The sequence below is a fragment of the Citrobacter sp. Ct235 genome (genome assembly GCF_030332305.1).
In the GTDB taxonomy this organism is placed as follows: domain Bacteria; phylum Pseudomonadota; class Gammaproteobacteria; order Enterobacterales; family Enterobacteriaceae; genus Citrobacter_A; species Citrobacter_A telavivensis.
This window is the reverse complement of record NZ_JAOWIC010000034.1, coordinates 158592-175723: the sequence shown is the minus strand read 5'-3', so window position 1 is coordinate 175723 and position 17132 is coordinate 158592. Positions and strand designations below refer to the sequence as shown.

14 protein-coding genes and 1 pseudogene are annotated in these 17132 nt (G+C 53.1%); 9 read left to right on the top strand and 6 right to left on the bottom strand.

Annotation, left to right across the window (positions count from 1 at the left end):
* Positions 1-105 precede the first annotated feature (105 nt).
* The 5 genes and pseudogenes from atoD to OGY35_RS02765 all read left to right on the top strand — a co-directional run bounded on the left by atoD (position 106) and on the right by OGY35_RS02765 (position 4936).
* Positions 106-768 carry an acetate CoA-transferase subunit alpha gene (gene atoD / locus OGY35_RS02785; protein ID WP_046482674.1) on the top strand — a complete coding sequence of 221 codons (663 nt, stop codon included), beginning with the start codon at positions 106-108 and terminating at the stop codon, positions 766-768.
* Positions 768-1418: a 3-oxoacid CoA-transferase subunit B gene (locus tag OGY35_RS02780; RefSeq protein ID WP_152403443.1), complete on the top strand. Its 651-nt coding sequence runs from the start codon at positions 768-770 to the stop codon at positions 1416-1418. The genes atoD and OGY35_RS02780 overlap by 1 nt, the downstream gene beginning before the upstream one ends.
* Positions 1415-2737, top strand: a pseudogene (locus OGY35_RS02775) (TIGR00366 family protein). The gene OGY35_RS02780 and the pseudogene OGY35_RS02775 overlap by 4 nt, the downstream one beginning before the upstream one ends.
* 30 nt (positions 2738-2767) lie before the next feature.
* Positions 2768-3952, top strand: a complete 1185-nt coding sequence (locus OGY35_RS02770) for an acetyl-CoA C-acetyltransferase (RefSeq protein ID WP_286631355.1) — start codon at positions 2768-2770, stop codon at positions 3950-3952.
* A 228-nt stretch (positions 3953-4180) separates the two neighbouring features.
* On the top strand, positions 4181-4936 hold the full coding sequence (locus tag OGY35_RS02765) for a MurR/RpiR family transcriptional regulator (protein ID WP_046482684.1): 756 nt from the start codon (positions 4181-4183) through the stop codon (positions 4934-4936).
* Positions 4937-5031: 95 nt separating this feature from the next.
* Here the strand turns inward: OGY35_RS02765 and OGY35_RS02760 are convergent, their stop codons facing one another.
* The 5 genes from OGY35_RS02760 to gyrA all read right to left on the bottom strand — a co-directional run bounded on the left by OGY35_RS02760 (position 5032) and on the right by gyrA (position 10977).
* Complete coding sequence (locus OGY35_RS02760; protein WP_152403440.1) at positions 5032-6048, bottom strand: Gfo/Idh/MocA family protein; 1017 nt, start codon at positions 6046-6048, stop codon at positions 5032-5034.
* 11 nt (positions 6049-6059) lie between these two features.
* A complete protein-coding gene (srlE, locus tag OGY35_RS02755; protein WP_178824055.1) occupies positions 6060-7076 on the bottom strand; it encodes a PTS glucitol/sorbitol transporter subunit IIB in 1017 nt (338 codons plus the stop codon).
* Positions 7057-7455, bottom strand: a complete 399-nt coding sequence (locus OGY35_RS02750) for a PTS glucitol/sorbitol transporter subunit IIA (protein WP_178824057.1) — start codon at positions 7453-7455, stop codon at positions 7057-7059. The genes srlE and OGY35_RS02750 overlap by 20 nt, the downstream gene beginning before the upstream one ends.
* A gap of 9 nt (positions 7456-7464) precedes the next feature.
* On the bottom strand, positions 7465-7986 hold the full coding sequence (srlA, locus tag OGY35_RS02745) for a PTS glucitol/sorbitol transporter subunit IIC (protein ID WP_042317872.1): 522 nt from the start codon (positions 7984-7986) through the stop codon (positions 7465-7467).
* Between the two features lie 354 nt (positions 7987-8340).
* Positions 8341-10977 (bottom strand): DNA topoisomerase (ATP-hydrolyzing) subunit A, encoded by a 2637-nt coding sequence (gene gyrA, locus OGY35_RS02740; protein ID WP_046482694.1) that lies wholly within the window; start codon positions 10975-10977, stop codon positions 8341-8343.
* A 146-nt stretch (positions 10978-11123) separates the two neighbouring features.
* Here gyrA and ubiG point away from each other — a divergent pair, with 146 nt between their 5' ends.
* The 4 genes from ubiG to yfaE all read left to right on the top strand — a co-directional run bounded on the left by ubiG (position 11124) and on the right by yfaE (position 16318).
* A complete protein-coding gene (ubiG, locus tag OGY35_RS02735; protein ID WP_286631354.1) occupies positions 11124-11852 on the top strand; it encodes a bifunctional 2-polyprenyl-6-hydroxyphenol methylase/3-demethylubiquinol 3-O-methyltransferase UbiG in 729 nt (242 codons plus the stop codon).
* A gap of 436 nt (positions 11853-12288) precedes the next feature.
* On the top strand, positions 12289-14574 hold the full coding sequence (gene nrdA, locus OGY35_RS02730; protein ID WP_178826575.1) for a class 1a ribonucleoside-diphosphate reductase subunit alpha: 2286 nt from the start codon (positions 12289-12291) through the stop codon (positions 14572-14574).
* A 359-nt stretch (positions 14575-14933) separates the two neighbouring features.
* On the top strand, positions 14934-16064 hold the full coding sequence (gene nrdB / locus OGY35_RS02725; RefSeq protein ID WP_042317865.1) for a class Ia ribonucleoside-diphosphate reductase subunit beta: 1131 nt from the start codon (positions 14934-14936) through the stop codon (positions 16062-16064).
* Positions 16064-16318, top strand: coding sequence for a ferredoxin-like diferric-tyrosyl radical cofactor maintenance protein YfaE (gene yfaE, locus OGY35_RS02720; protein WP_046482703.1), 255 nt, complete (start codon positions 16064-16066; stop codon positions 16316-16318). Before nrdB ends, yfaE begins: the two co-directional genes overlap by 1 nt.
* Before the next feature lie 6 nt (positions 16319-16324).
* Here the strand turns inward: yfaE and inaA are convergent, their stop codons facing one another.
* Positions 16325-16963 carry a lipopolysaccharide kinase InaA gene (gene inaA, locus OGY35_RS02715; RefSeq protein ID WP_286631385.1) on the bottom strand — a complete coding sequence of 213 codons (639 nt, stop codon included), beginning with the start codon at positions 16961-16963 and terminating at the stop codon, positions 16325-16327.
* Between the last annotated feature and the right edge of the window lie 169 nt (positions 16964-17132).

The window sequence follows — 17132 nt, the reverse complement described above, 5'->3', positions numbered from 1 at the left end:
CTTAATTCAATCAGTTAATTAATTTCCTCATCCGTTAGCCATTCTGGCATCCCGCTTGCTATTCCCTTTACGTACCCAAAATGGAGTATGCAAAAGGGAAACATAATGAAAACAAAACTGATTACCTTACAAAACGCTGCCGGGTTCTTTCGTGACGGCATGACCATCATGGTTGGCGGTTTTATGGGGGTAGGGACCCCGCCCCGTCTTGTCGAAGCCTTACTTGAATCCGGCGTCAGAGACCTGACGCTGATCGCCAACGATACCGCCTTTGTCGATACCGGTATTGGCCCACTGATCGTCAATGGCCGGGTAAACAAAGTCATTGCGTCTCATATCGGCACCAACCCGGAAACGGGGCGTCGGATGATTGCCAAAGAGATGGAGGTTCAACTGGTGCCGCAAGGTACGCTGATTGAGCAGATCCGCTGCGGCGGCGCAGGACTTGGCGGGTTCCTGACCCCCACCGGCGTCGGCACCATCGTGGAAGATGGCAAACAAACCCTGACGCTCGACGGAAAAACCTGGCTGCTGGAGCGCCCGTTGCGCGCCGATCTGGCGCTCATCCGCGCGCACCGTGCCGACCCTCTCGGCAACCTGACCTACCAACTCAGCGCCCGCAACTTTAACCCACTTATTGCCCTCGCCGCCGATATCACCCTGGTGGAACCTGACGAACTCGTTGAGACAGGCGATCTGCTGCCTGACCAGATAGTCACCCCCGGTGCGGTTATCGACCATATCGTCATTCCACAGGAGAGCAAATAATGGATGCGAAACAACGTATTGCGCGCCGCGTGGCGCAAGAACTTCATGATGGTGACGTCGTGAACTTAGGTATTGGCCTGCCGACGATGGTCGCCAACTACCTGCCGGATGACATTCATATCACTCTGCAATCAGAAAACGGATTTCTTGGACTGGGGCCGGTCACCACCGCGCATCCCGATCTGGTGAACGCTGGCGGACAACCCTGCGGGATTTTGCCGGGTGCGGCGATGTTCGATAGCGCGATGTCATTCGCCCTGATCCGTGGCGGTCATGTGGATGCCTGCGTTCTGGGCGGGTTGCAGGTTGATGAACAGGCCAACCTCGCGAACTGGGTGGTGCCCGGCAAAATGGTTCCCGGTATGGGGGGGGCAATGGATCTGGTGACCGGCGCGCGCAACGTCATTATCGCGATGGAGCACTGCGCGAAAGACGGCTCGGCGAAAATCCTCCGCCACTGCACCATGCCGCTGACTGCCCAGCATGCAGTGCATGTGCTGGTCACTGAACTCGCGGTGTTCCGCTTTATCGACGGTAAAATGTGGCTGACGGAAATCGTCGACGGGTGTGACCTTGATACCCTGCGCGCAAAAACCGAAGCACACTTTGACGTTGCCGCCGATCTGGTCGTTCAGCGAGGTGACGCATGATTGGCCGTATCTCGCGTTTCATGACGCGCTTCGTCAGCCGCTGGCTGCCCGATCCCCTGATTTTCGCCATGCTGCTGACGCTGCTGACGTTCGGCATCGCGCTGTGGTTAACACCGCAAACGCCCGTCGCGATGGTGCGTTTCTGGGGGGACGGCTTCTGGAACCTGCTGGCCTTCGGGATGCAGATGGCGTTGATCATCGTGACAGGCCACGCGCTGGCCAGTTCTGGTCCGGTGAAAAACCTGCTGCGCACCGCCGCGTCTGCCGCTAAAACGCCCGCCCAGGGCGTAATGCTGGTGACCTTCTTTGGCTCCGTCGCCTGCGTCATCAACTGGGGCTTCGGCCTGGTGGTTGGGGCGATGTTTGCCCGTGAAGTTGCCCGTCGCGTGCCGGGTTCCGATTATCCGCTGCTGATTGCCTGCGCCTATATCGGTTTTCTGACCTAGGGCGGTGGCTTCTCCGGTTCGATGCCCCTGCTGGCGGCAACGCCGGGTAACCCGGTTGAACACATCGCGGGCTTAATTCCGGTCAGCGATACCCTGTTCACCGGTTTCAACATCTTCATCACTCTCGGGTTGATTGTGGTCATGCCGTTTATCACTCGCATGATGACGCCAAAACCGTCAGATGTGGTCAGCGTCGATCCGAAACTGTTGATGGAAGAGCCTGATTTCCAGAAGACCTTGCCAGCAGATGCGCCTCCGTCAGAAAAACTGGAAGAGAGCCGTATCCTGGCGCTGATCATTGGGGCATTAGGCATCGCCTATCTCGGGATCTACTTCGCCGAGAAAGGATTCAACATCACCATCAACACCGTCAACCTGATGTTCATGATTGCCGGTCTACTGCTGCACAAAACGCCAATGGCCTATATGCGCGCCATTAGCGCCGCCGCGCGCAGCACCGCCGGTATCCTGGTGCAGTTCCCGTTCTATGCTGGGATCCAGTTAATGATGGAACATTCCGGCCTCGGGGGACTTATCACCGAATTCTTCATCAACGTCGCCAATAAAGACACCTTCCCGGTCATGACCTTCTTCAGCTCCGCACTGATCAACTTTGCCGTGCCGTCAGGCGGCGGTCACTGGGTTATTCAGGGACCGTTCGTCATGCCAGCCGCGCAGGCGTTAGGAGCCGATCTCGGTAAGTCCGTCATGGCGATCGCCTACGGCGAGCAGTGGATGAACATGGCGCAACCCTTCTGGGCGCTTCCCGCACTGGCCATCGCCGGGCTGGGGGTTCGCGACATCATGGGTTACTGCATCACCGCCCTGCTTTTCTCCGGCGTCATTTTTGTTGTCGGCCTGACCTTTTTCTGACGGCAGCCGCTCACTTTTAAGGAACAGAAGATGAAAAATTGTGTCATCGTCAGCGCAGCACGTACCGCCATCGGCAGCTTCAACGGCGCGCTGGCAACAACCAGCGCCATCGATCTTGGCGCAACCGTGATTAGCGCCGCGCTGGAACGCGCACAACTCGATCCGCAGCGCGTGGATGAAGTGATCATGGGCAACGTGCTGCAGGCCGGTCTTGGACAAAACCCGGCGCGCCAGGCGCTGCTAAAGAGCGGTCTTAGCGAGACGGTCTGCGGTTTTACCGTCAACAAAGTCTGCGGCTCCGGCCTGAAAAGCGTCGCGCTGGCTGCCCAGGCGATTCAGGCCGGTCAGGCGCAGGCGTTGGTCGCCGGCGGCATGGAAAACATGAGTCTGGCACCGTATCTGCTGGAAGCGAAAGCCCGCTGGGGCTATCGCCTCGGCGACGGTCAGTTATCAGATGTGATTTTGCGCGATGGCCTGCTCTGTGCCACCCACGGCTATCACATGGGGATCACCGCCGAAAACGTCGCCCGCGAATACGGTATCAGCCGCGAAATGCAGGATGAGCTGGCGTTGCTCTCCCAGCAAAAAGCGGTAGCGGCCATCAATTCTGGTGCCTTCCAGGCCGAGATTGTGCCGGTCAGCGTCACGTCGCGGAAGAAAACCATCGTCTTTGACCGCGATGAATTCCCCAAAGCTGACTCAACAGCGGAAGGTCTTGCCGCGCTACGTCCGGCATTTGATAAAGCTGGCACCGTCACCGCCGGTAACGCCTCAGGGATCAACGACGGTGCGGCGGCGCTGGTGGTAATGGAAGAATCTGCGGCACTGGCGGCGGGGCTGAAACCGTTGGCACGCATTAAGGCCTACGCCAGCGGCGGCGTCGCCCCGGCGCTGATGGGAATGGGTCCGGTGCCCGCCACGCAAAAGGCGCTGCAATACAGCGGACTACAGCTTTCGGATATCGATCTGATTGAAGCCAATGAGGCGTTTGCCGCGCAGTTCCTCGCCGTCGGCAAGACGCTGGGCTTCGACCCAGAGAAGGTGAACGTTAACGGCGGCGCGATTGCTCTTGGTCATCCGATCGGTGCCAGCGGCGCGCGAATTCTGGTGACATTACTGCATGCGCTTGCCGCGAGAGATAAAGCGCTGGGTCTGGCGACGCTGTGTATCGGCGGCGGTCAGGGAATAGCCATGATTGTGGAAAGGATGAATTAATACCTGGAGTCCCCCGGTTATACACAACATCATTCAGTTGGCATGGATGCCGCTCCTGTAAACCCCTGGCACAGAGATAACGATGTGTCAGGGGTTTTTTACAACCCGGCAAAGCGACGGTCCGTAAGAACGAGGTTCATGGATGAGCCGAGTAATGCCGTAGCCAACACAGAGGCCGCTTGAAGGATAAAGTGTATCTGTCATAATAAACAAAACCGAGGGACCTTAATGAACATTATCGAACAACTTCAGTTACTGGTAAAAACAGGCTCGCACGCGGAACAAACAATTAGCCGTTACATTCTGGCTACATTATCGGGCGCGGAAAAACTGACGTCGACGGCAATTTCAAAAAAGACACAGACCAGCCAACCCTCCATCGTTCGTTTTGCGCAATCTCTCGGTTATACGGGTTTTACTTCATTTAAATATGATTTAATTAAATGTCTGCGTAGTGAACCTGAGACGCTACTCCCGGCCCAGGCAACGAAGAACAACGTTATCCTTAGCGAGTTTATTAATAATAATAACCCGGCGGCACTCAATACCTTCTTTGAAATTATTAATTCCAGTCGTAACCTCTATTTCTGTCATCCACGGGAATTGAGTTCCTTACTCAGCAATATCATTCAGGACTATAGCGATATTGGTAAAGTCTGTATTCCCGTGGAGTACCAGAATGCCCATTCACTGTTGACAAACGCCCTGACGGATTGCGATTCGGTGATCCTGCTGCCAGGACTTAAAGATGAGCCGGATAATCAATTGATTACCTTGATTCGAGAGCATGAGGCAGCCTCGCTGGCGGTTGCCTGCCATCAGAGCGGCGCGTCGCTGGCCGATGTGACCTTATATACGCCGCAGTCCAGCGCCAGCCCACTGAGTTTTGCCGCGCTGAAAATGTCATTGCATACGCTTTTTTTCCATGCGCTGCAATATTGCTATCTGAATATGAATAATGAAAAGACACCTCATAAACGCTGATCATCGACCGGGTTGCGGGGGAATAAAGAACCCTGCCTTAATCAGAGAAATTAAAGCCAGAAAAGACTGTCTATGAGGCGTAAATTGCAGATTAATTATAACTGTACAATACTTCCTGTTGATAACGAGTGATGCACGGCTTCGCAAATTAACGTGGCTTGCAACCCATCGTCTGCGGTTGCCAGATAAGGGGTATCAAATAAAACGTGCTCAACAAAATCATGTATTGGCTGAATTCCGTAACCGCTAGCCTTATTATTAACGTAGTTAATAAAATTATAATTTGGCGTTGCGCTGCGCTGTGGCGTAAACATTTCATAACCCCGCAACTGCGCGTCGGCACGATAATAGTTATTCTCTGTGATAACAAAACTACGACCGTCATTTGCTTTGGGGAAGGAAGGAGGCAAGCACCACCCCACTTCAACAGTCCATTGCGCGCCATTATCAAACGTGACGAAAGACTGAATGGTGTCCCAGGAATCGATGCCTTCCGCAACCAGCTTCTTCTTCTGTCCTATCGCATAGACGCTCACTGCATTGGCGCCATTCATATAATATCGAATCAAATCAAAACAATGTGTTCCAAGGAAATGAACGGGAGAGCTCTCGTTCGCCCATGACAGCCAGTTTTTCGGCACGTCGATGATGTCGTCCATGCTCATGTAGCCACGCAGGACCTGGCCGGTTTCGGGTTTCAACAGTTCATGATGAATATGCTGTGCCATTCCGTCCCAACGCTTGTGGTAATCGACACCAATCTTCACCCCCTGCTGCTGTGCACAACGGATGATTTCCCGACATTCCGCTGACGTTGTCGCCATCGGTTTTTCAATCAGCACATGTTTACCCGCGTTGATGGCCTCAATGGTGGCATCAAAGTGGAACGGATCCGGTGTGGCAATTGACACCAGATCAACCTCCGTCGCGGCAAATAACTCTGCCAGCGAGGCATAACCCGGCACCTGAAACTCCGCCGCCACTCTGGCGCGGATTTCCGGATTGATCTCGCAAAAACCCACCAGATTCACCCACGGATTATAGTGATACGCATTGATATGATGTTTGCCGTAAATACCCGCCCCCACCACTGCGGCATTGATTTTGTTCATTACACGATTCCTCAGTTAAACAAGCCAAACGAAAACAGATAACCGATGGCCACCGCCAGAGGTGCGGTAATCATCCGTGATAACAAGAACGAGGGAACACCGAGACGGATGGTCTTCTCTTTCGCCTCCTGCATGGAAAGCCCAACGGGAATGAAGTCAGCCCCCACCTGGACGTTAATCGCGAACAGCGCCGGCAGCGCCATCAGAGGCGAAACCACCCCGCTACCGATTAACGTTCCCACCAGCACGCCAACAACCTGCGCAATCGCCGCGCCGGGAGCCAGAATGGGAGAGATAAAGGGCAGGCCACAGATAATTGCAATCACAAACAGCCCGGTTAACGATCCGGCAAGCGGCGATAGCGCATTCCCGGTCCACTGACCAATCGCCGTCTCCTGAACCAGGGCGATCAGCACCGAGATAAAGGCCATAAAGGGGATCACGTTTTTAATGCACAACTCAACCGATTCACGCGCAGAGGAGTAGAGAAGGCTGACAAAGTTACCGATCCCCGTCGCAAAACGCGTCATCAACTCCAGCGCGGTGTTAGTTGCTGAGGCGCGTGGTTTTACCGCCTCGGTATCGCGAGCAACCGCGAAGACGTCGCCTGCGGGGAGTGGCTCAATGTGCTCAACGTTTTCCTCCCCGTTTACCGGTTGATTAATGGTCTCAATCAGCGAAAGCGAGTCAAGGCTGACATCCGAGATGTAGATATCCTCGGTGATATATTTCGCCAGCGGCCCCATCGCACCGGTAGGCAGCACGTTGATCGTCTTGATTCTTTTTTGCGGATAGATGCCACAGCGAAGTGAACCGCCGCAGTTGATCACCACACAGAGGATTTTCTTATCATCCGGCATGGCATCAAAACCGTTAACCACGGTCATCTCCAGCATTTCACCCAGTTTTTTCGCGACCGGATCAATGGTTTTTCCGGTTAGCGACAGAATCACCATGCGGGTATCGCGATATAAATACATATCATCGCCAATCCCTGAATGACCTTTTTTAATCAGTACGGTTTTCATTGGTTTTCCTCATTATTTTCAATGGGCCAATCAATTCATTTACGGATGGAGAACAATGACTGTTTACGTGTAATGAACCATAGGCTATTGGCTTTTCAGCCCCGTCAAATACCACCGTCACATGACCTAACTCGCATAAATTTTGCCATGCAGCCTCCCCCCAGCAGGTTATATTCCAGGTGTGATGATTCATCTGCAGAACATAATCCATTGTTTTTTGTAATGGGGTAACATCACAAACAATATTCTTAATAACCAGCACGTAGTCGAGATAATCTTCCGGAGCGCGGTCATTAAAGGTAATCAACATGCCATTAAGCAGTCCCTCTTCCACTTTTCTTCCAGCTTTTACGACGTCAGCCGAAAATAGTACTTTCATTGTTTTCCCTTATTCCTGATTAAGTTCGCGTTTCTCCAGCCGGGTGAAGATATATTCCGTAAGAAAACCACGGATAAAGCCGAGTAGAATACCCGCGGCGATATAGCGCAAAGCCAGGTCGGCAACCGGAAGGTCGAGTCGGGTCAGACCGGCGGCGACGCCCAGCCAGATAAAGAGCTCCGATGGTACAATGTGGGGGAACAGAGACGTCAGCGGGTGTACGGTGCTACCCAGCGCATCCTGATAAGCAGGTTTACAGCGTTCTGGTAAAAATTTACCCATCGTCAGCGCACCTGGACTGCTGAGGAAGAACCAGGCAAAACTGGGTAAAATTCCATAGGTTAATATTTTTGATTTCCCCATCAGGGTGGCGACTTTTTCCATTCGCTGTTGGCCAATTAATTTCATAATAAAATTAACGGTCAAAATTAAGGTTATCAGCATCGGAATGGTACTGACGATCATCCCGGAGAATATCTTACCTGCGCTCTGAAAAAGATGGATAAAGCCTTCTGCAATTTCAACTATCATAGTTAACTCCCAACGTGTAGGTATAAGTATATTCATCCGTCAGAAGTGAACTGACAGACGAAGGCAGCCAACGCATTTTTCTTCAAAACCTCAGATGTTTTTATTTAATATTTTTTCAGCTCTCCTCCAGAAGTGAATCTTAAATATCGGTATTCGGTAACAGGAAAGTTAACGGTAAATGGCTGAACAAACAGTGAGCACCTTCACAGAGTTATAATTATTCATTTAATTTTGTATTTTTATACATAAAATACAAAACCACGCTGACACGAATGTTGACAAGGGGAATGGTGAATTCAGGACGTAAAAAAGGGAGGCTAAGCCTCCCTTTTGCGCAGTATTTAAACCCGCCGATTACTCGTCAGCATCATCTGCGACATCGTCGTCGGTTTCCGCTTCCGGAGCGATATCATCATCCCCTTCCGCTGCACTACCGTCGATAGAATCGAGGTCTTCGTCATCCACTGGCTCAGCCACACGCTGCAGACCCACTACGTTTTCATCTTCCGCGGTACGGATGAGGATCACGCCCTGAGTGTTACGCCCTACCACGCTGATTTCCGACACGCGAGTACGCACTAACGTACCGGCATCGGTGATCATCATGATCTGGTCGCAGTCATCGACCTGCACCGCGCCAACAACGGAGCCGTTGCGCTCGGTCACTTTGATAGAGATAACGCCCTGCGTCGCACGGGACTTGGTCGGATACTCTTCCGCCGCCGTACGCTTACCGTAACCGTTTTGCGTTACGGTCAGGATCGCGCCTTCACCGCGTGGGATAATCAGGGAGACGACTTTGTCTTCGCCCGCCAGTTTGATACCCCGGACGCCGGTCGCGGTACGGCCCATCGCACGGACGGCGTTTTCTTTAAAGCGCACCACTTTGCCCGCCGCCGAGAACAGCATGACTTCGTCGGAACCGGAGGTCAGATCCACGCCAATCAGTTCGTCGCCGTCGTTCAGGTTGACCGCAATGATACCGGCAGAACGCGGACGGCTGAACTCGGTCAGCGCCGTTTTCTTCACCGTACCGCTGGCAGTCGCCATAAAGACGTTCACGCCCTCTTCGTACTCGCGTACCGGCAGGATGGCGGTGATGCGTTCGTTGGCTTCCAGCGGCAGCAGATTGACGATCGGACGACCACGCGCGCCACGACTCGCTTCAGGCAACTGATACACCTTCATCCAGTACAGACGACCACGGCTGGAGAAGCAGAGGATCGTGTCATGGGTGTTGGCCACCAGCAGGCGGTCAATAAAGTCTTCTTCTTTAATACGCGCAGCAGATTTGCCTTTCCCACCACGACGTTGTGCTTCGTAGTCGGTCAGCGGCTGATACTTCACGTAGCCCTGATGAGACAGGGTGACAACCACATCTTCCTGGTTGATCAGATCTTCGATATTGATATCGGCGCTGTTGGCGGTGATTTCAGTACGACGCTGGTCGCCAAACTGATCGCGGATCAGTTCCAGCTCTTCGCGGATCACTTCCATCAGGCGATCGGCGCTGCCCAGAATGTGCAGCAGTTCCGCAATCTGTTCCAACAGCTCTTTGTATTCGTCGAGCAGTTTTTCGTGCTCAAGGCCGGTCAGTTTCTGCAGACGCAGATCCAGAATCGCCTGGGCCTGCTGTTCCGTCAGGTAGTACTGACCGTCACGCACGCCGAATTCAGGCTCCAGCCACTCCGGACGCGCGGCATCATCACCGGCACGTTCCAGCATCGCCGCCACGTTGCCCAGATCCCACGGACGCGCAATCAGCCCCGCTTTCGCTTCCGCCGGGGTCGGCGCGCGACGGATCAGTTCAATGATCGGGTCGATGTTCGCCAACGCAATCGCCAGCGCTTCGAGGATATGCGCACGATCGCGGGCTTTACGCAGTTCGAAAATGGTACGGCGGGTCACCACTTCACGACGGTGGCGCACAAACGCTGAAATAATGTCCTTCAGGTTCATGATCTTCGGCTGACCATGGTGTAGTGCCACCATGTTGATACCGAAAGAGACCTGCAGCTGGGTCTGGGAGTAGAGGTTGTTGAGTACCACTTCCCCAACCGCGTCACGTTTAACTTCAATCACGATGCGCATACCGTCTTTATCAGACTCATCACGCAGCGCGCTGATGCCTTCAACGCGTTTGTCTTTTACCAGTTCCGCAATTTTCTCGATCAGGCGCGCTTTGTTCACCTGATACGGGATTTCATGAACAATGATGGTTTCACGACCGGTTTTCGCGTCAGCTTCCACTTCCGCGCGGGCGCGAATGTACACTTTGCCGCGACCGGTACGGTAGGCTTCTTCAATGCCGCGACGACCGTTGATAATCGCCGCCGTCGGGAAGTCCGGACCCGGGATGTATTCCATCAGCCCTTCAATGCTGATGTCTTCATCGTCGATATACGCCAGACACCCGTTGACCACTTCAGTCAGGTTGTGCGGCGGAATGTTAGTCGCCATCCCAACCGCGATACCGGAGGAGCCGTTCACTAACAGGTTAGGGATTTTGGTCGGCATAACGTCAGGGATTTTTTCCGTGCCGTCATAGTTGTCGACAAAATCAACCGTCTCTTTTTCCAGATCCGCCATCAACTCATGGGCAATCTTCGCCAGACGGATTTCCGTATAACGCATCGCCGCCGCAGAGTCGCCGTCAATGGAACCGAAGTTCCCCTGACCATCCACCAGCATATATCGCAGCGAGAACGGCTGAGCCATACGAACAATGGTGTCATATACCGCAGAGTCGCCGTGCGGGTGGTATTTACCGATGACGTCGCCAACGACACGGGCTGATTTTTTGTAGGCTTTGTTCCAGTCATTGCCCAATACGTTCATGGCGTAAAGTACGCGACGGTGTACCGGCTTCAGGCCATCTCGGACATCCGGCAGCGCACGGCCAACAATGACCGACATCGCATAATCCAGATAAGAGTTCTTCAGCTCTTCCTCAATGTTGACCGGTGTAATTTCTCTCGCAAGGTCGCTCATCTAACCGCTATCCCTCTACTGTATCCCGGATTCAAAGGTCGCAAATTATAACACATCCGCACCGATTGAGGTAAACCAATAAGCTTTATTCACCCGCGTTGACTGATATACTCCTGTAACAAGCCATAGAAGGAGTAAAAGCCCCGATGAATGCCGTAAAACCACCGGTAAACCACAACGTTGACCACGAAGAAATTGCCAAGTTTGAAGCCGTCGCGTCACGCTGGTGGGATCTGGAAGGCGAATTTAAGCCATTGCATCGCATTAACCCGCTGCGACTGGGTTACATTGCTGAACGCGCAGGCGGCCTGTTTGGTAAAAAGGTGCTCGATGTGGGCTGCGGCGGCGGCATTCTGGCAGAGAGTATGGCCCGTGAAGGTGCCACGGTGACCGGTCTGGATATGGGCTTTGAGCCCTTGCAGGTAGCAAAACTGCATGCGCTGGAAAGTGGTATTCAGGTGGATTACGTGCAGGAAACCGTGGAAGAACACGCAGCGAAACATGCCTACCAGTATGACGTGGTGACCTGCATGGAGATGCTGGAGCATGTGCCCGATCCGCAATCGGTGGTCAGAGCCTGTGCGCAACTGGTCAAACCCGGCGGCGAGGTGTTCTTCTCAACCCTTAACCGCAATGGCAAATCCTGGCTGATGGCCGTTGTCGGCGCGGAATATATTCTGCGCATGGTGCCGAAAGGGACCCATGATGTTAAAAAATTTATTAAACCTGCGGAGCTGTTAGGCTGGGTGGATCAGACGGTATTGCAGGAACGCCATATGACCGGGTTGCATTTCAACCCTATCACCAACACCTTCAAGCTTGGCCCCGGCGTTGATGTGAACTATATGGTGCACACCACGGCGAACGCGGAATAATCCACTTGCCTGATGGCACTACGCTTATCAGGCCTACGGAAATATGCCCTGTAGGCCGGATAAGACGTTTACGTCGCCATTCGACATCTCTCGTCTGTATCCAGGTTACAAAACTTGCGCCAGGTCATAAGAAGATTCTACACCTTCGTTGAAGAAATCAGCACTCGATCAAATTATCTATTTTTTTTATAAATTATTGACATCCCCGCCAGGCCTTATAAGACGCGCACTTAGCCTTTCTTACCCTTTTGCAACCTCAATTTAACCTCAAAATCAACTCTTGTGCTGAAAAGAATCCCTACTAGAATACTCACCATATAGCGTTTACTTTAACACTCAACCCCTATATATAGTATTTATCCACAGAGTTAGTCACAAGGTGGCATTGTGGATAATGCAGGGGATATTTTTTCTTTCACGGACAGGTAAAAACCACATGAATCAGAGTCTGCTGGTGACAAAGCGTGATGGTAGTACAGAGCGCATCAATCTCGACAAAATCCATCGGGTTCTGGATTGGGCGGCAGAAGGACTGAATAACGTATCGATTTCTCAGGTCGAACTGCGCTCCCACATCCAGTTTTATGACGGTATCAAGACCTCCGATATTCATGAAACCATCATTAAAGCGGCGGCGGACCTGATCTCTCGCGAAGCGCCGGATTACCAGTACCTGGCTGCGCGCCTGGCGATTTTCCATCTGCGTAAAAAAGCCTACGGCGAGTTCGAACCGCCGAAACTGTTTGACCATGTGGTGAAAATGGTTGAAATGGGCAAATACGACAATCATCTGCTGGAAGACTACACGGAAGAAGAGTTCAAGCAGATGGACTCGTTTATCGTACACGACCGTGATATGACCTTCTCCTACGCCGCCGTTAAGCAGCTGGAAGGGAAATATCTGGTCCAGAACCGTGTCACCGGTGAGATCTACGAAAGCGCCCAGTTCCTCTATATTCTGGTGGCGGCTTGCCTGTTCTCTAACTACCCGCGTGATACCCGTCTGGAGTACGTAAAACGTTTTTATGACGCGGTCTCAACGTTCAAAATTTCGCTGCCGACGCCGATTATGTCCGGCGTTCGTACCCCGACGCGCCAGTTCAGTTCCTGCGTACTGATCGAGTGTGGCGACAGCCTGGACTCAATCAACGCCACCTCCAGCGCGATTGTAAAATACGTCTCCCAGCGTGCCGGTATTGGTATCAACGCGGGTCGTATTCGTGCGCTGGGCAGTCCGATTCGCGGTGGCGAAGCGTTCCACACCGGCTGTATCCCGTTCTATAAACACTTCCAGACCGCAGTGAAGTCCTGCTCTCAGGGCGGCGTACGCGGCGGGGCGGCCACGCTGTTCTACCCGATGTGGCATCTGGAAGTTGAAAGCCTGCTGGTACTGAAAAACAACCGTGGTGTGGAAGGCAACCGCGTTCGTCACATGGACTACGGCGTACAAATCAACAAGCTGATGTACACCCGTCTGCTGAAAGGCGGCGACATTACGCTCTTCAGCCCATCCGATGTTCCGGGGCTGTATGACGCCTTCTTCGCCGATCAGGATGAATTCGAACGCCTGTACGTGAAATATGAAAACGATGACAGCATCCGCAAACAGCGTGTCAAAGCGGTCGAACTGTTCTCTCTGATGATGCAGGAACGTGCGTCTACGGGTCGTATCTACATTCAGAACGTTGACCACTGCAACACCCACAGCCCGTTTGATCCGCAGGTTGCGCCGGTACGTCAGTCCAATCTGTGTCTGGAAATCGCCCTGCCCACCAAACCGCTGATGGATGTGAACGACGAAAACGGTGAAATCGCCCTGTGTACACTCTCCGCGTTCAACCTGGGGGCGATCAACAGCCTCGAGGAACTGGAAGAGCTGGCGGTACTGGCCGTTCGCGCCCTTGATGCGCTGTTAGATTATCAGGACTACCCGATCCCGGCCGCCAAACGCGGAGCGATGGGTCGTCGTACGCTGGGTATCGGCGTGATTAACTTTGCTTACTGGCTGGCGAAAAACGGTAAGCGCTACTCCGACGGCAGCGCCAACAACCTGACGCACAAGACGTTTGAAGCCATTCAGTACTATTTGCTGAAGGCCTCTAACGAACTGGCTATCGAACAAGGCGCCTGCCCGTGGTTTAACGAAACCACCTACGCGCAGGGCATCCTGCCGATCGATACCTACAAGAAAGATCTGGATGCTATCGCCGACGAACCGCTGCATCATGACTGGGAAGCGCTTCGTGAGTCCATCAAGACCTTTGGTCTGCGTAACTCAACGCTCTCTGCCCTGATGCCGTCCGAAACCTCTTCGCAGATCTCGAACGCTACTAACGGTATCGAGCCGCCGCGCGGTTACGTCAGCATTAAAGCGTCGAAAGACGGTATTCTGCGTCAGGTCGTGCCGGACTACGAGCACCTGGGCAACGCCTATGAACTGCTGTGGGAAATGCCGGGCAACGACGGTTATCTGCAACTGGTCGGCATCATGCAGAAGTTTATCGATCAGTCGATTTCGGCCAACACCAACTACGATCCGTCACGCTTCCCGTCAGGAAAAGTGCCGATGCAGCAGTTGCTGAAAGACCTGCTCACCGCCTATAAGTTCGGGGTCAAAACGCTGTATTATCAGAACACCCGCGACGGCGCGGAAGATGCCCAGGACGATCTGGTGCCCTCCATTCAGGATGATGGCTGCGAAAGCGGCGCATGTAAGATCTGATATTGTGATGCCGGATGGCGGCGTAAACGCCTTATCCGGCCTACAAATGCATCGTGTTGTAGGCCGGATAAGCGTAGCGCCATCCGGCATTAACGTGTTGTAAGCCGGATAAGCATAGCGCCATCCGGCATTAAAGCGTTGTAGGCCGGATAAGCGTAGCGCCATCCGGCATTAAAGTGTTGTAGGCCGGATAAGCGTAGTGCCATCCGGCATTAAAGTGTTGTCGGCCGGATAAGCGTAGCGTCATCCGGCATTAAAGCGTTGTAGGCCGGATAAGCGTAGCGCCATCCGGCATTAAAGTGTTGTAGGCCGGATAAGCGTAGCGCCATCCGGCATTAAACTCCAAACAGGACATATTCATGGCATACACCACTTTTTCACAGACGAAAAATGACCAGCTTCTGGAACCGATGTTTTTTGGTCAGCCGGTTAACGTGGCCCGCTACGATCAGCAAAAATATGACATCTTCGAAAAACTGATCGAAAAGCAACTCTCATTCTTCTGGCGTCCTGAAGAGGTTGACGTTTCCCGCGACCGCATCGACTACCAGGCGCTGCCGGAGCACGAAAAACATATTTTTATCAGCAACCTGAAGTACCAGACGCTGCTGGACTCCATTCAGGGACGTAGTCCGAACGTGGCGCTGCTGCCGCTGATCTCCATTCCGGAACTGGAAACCTGGGTCGAAACCTGGGCCTTCTCTGAGACCATTCATTCGCGCTCTTACACCCATATCATCCGTAATATCGTTAACGATCCGGCAATCGTGTTTGATGACATCGTCACCAACGAGCAGATCCAGAAACGGGCGGAAGGGATTTCCAGCTATTACGATGAGCTGATTGAGATGACCAGCTACTGGCATCTGCTGGGCGAAGGGACGCACACCGTGAACGGCAAAACCGTCACCGTGAACCTGCGCGCGCTGAAGAAAAAACTGTATCTGTGCCTGATGAGCGTCAACGCGCTGGAAGCGATTCGCTTCTACGTCAGCTTCGCCTGCTCTTTCGCTTTTGCCGAGCGCGAACTGATGGAAGGCAACGCCAAAATCATTCGCCTGATTGCCCGTGACGAAGCGCTGCACCTGACCGGCACTCAGCATATGCTGAACCTGCTGCGCAGCGGCGTTGACGATCCGGAAATGGCGGAAATCGCGGAAGAGTGTAAGCAGGAGTGCTATGACCTGTTTGTGCAGGCCGCGCTGCAGGAAAAAGAGTGGGCAGACTACCTGTTCCGCGACGGTTCGATGATCGGCCTGAACAAAGACATTCTTTGCCAGTACGTCGAATACATCACCAACATTCGTATGCAGGCGGTCGGACTGGATCTGCCGTTCCAGACCCGTTCAAACCCGATTCCGTGGATCAACACCTGGCTGGTGTCCGATAACGTTCAGGTGGCCCCGCAGGAAGTGGAGGTAAGCTCTTATCTGGTCGGGCAGATCGACTCCGAAGTCGATACCGACGATCTGAGTAATTTCCAGCTCTGATGGGACGCGTCACGCTACGCATCACTGGCACACAGTTGCTGTGCCAGGATGAACACCCTTCCCTGCTCGCCGCGCTTGAGTCGCACAACGTTGACGTGGAATACCAGTGTCGCGAAGGCTATTGCGGCTCGTGCCGCACCCGGCTGATTGCCGGCCAGGTCGACTGGATCGCCGAGCCTTTAGCGTTCATTCAGCCGGGTGAAATTTTGCCCTGCTGTTGCCGGGCAAAAGGCGACATTGAAATTGAGATGTAGCGTGCGCTACAGCGCGTAGTAATACGCCTTCACCTGTTCCCAGTCCGCTTTCGGGATGGGACTCAGGTACTTCTCAAGCTGGGAGAAGTCATGCTGTGCCGCTTTATGGCGACGTAAACGGCGGCGGCTTTTTTCCAGATCTAAAAACCCGGCTTCTACCGTCCCTTCCGTTTTCACATAGATATGACGTACGTAGCAGCAGCCGTGCTGACGATTGACGCTGTGCATCTTTTTAAAGGCCAGCGCGACCGCTTTTAGCATTGCATCACGCACCTCATCAGGATACGGCGTCACCGCATGCTGTTTATACCACTCTTCGATGCTCACAAAGCCTTTCATATCTTCGGTGATCAGCAGCGCACGCCACTCACCGTCAATTTTTGTCGCTTTGCCATAAACAATTTTCGGCACGATAACGCCCGCGCGGGCCAGTTCGTTGATCACCTCGATTTCACGCACAATCGTCGGACGTCCGAAGGGATAGCGTACCGAGTGAAACAGGTGTTGAGTCATCCGCTTCACGTACAGTTTCTTCCCGTCGCGCTCGATGCATTGCACACCGCTCATCCCTTTGCGTCGATAATTCGGTTCTTCGACCCAATCGCCTTCCGTTGCCCACCAGTGATTAAACTCTTCCTGCACCATTTCGGCCTCATCCGTTACCATAACGTCATAAACTATTCAGACAATTAATATAAATCGTCCGCTTAAGGATTTCTTAAGATATTTATGTTCTGGTCTGGATTTCTTGATCTGGTGTGCGTTTTTTATGGCTTATCGTGAAAATGAGATAAAAAAACTGCACCTTACTCAG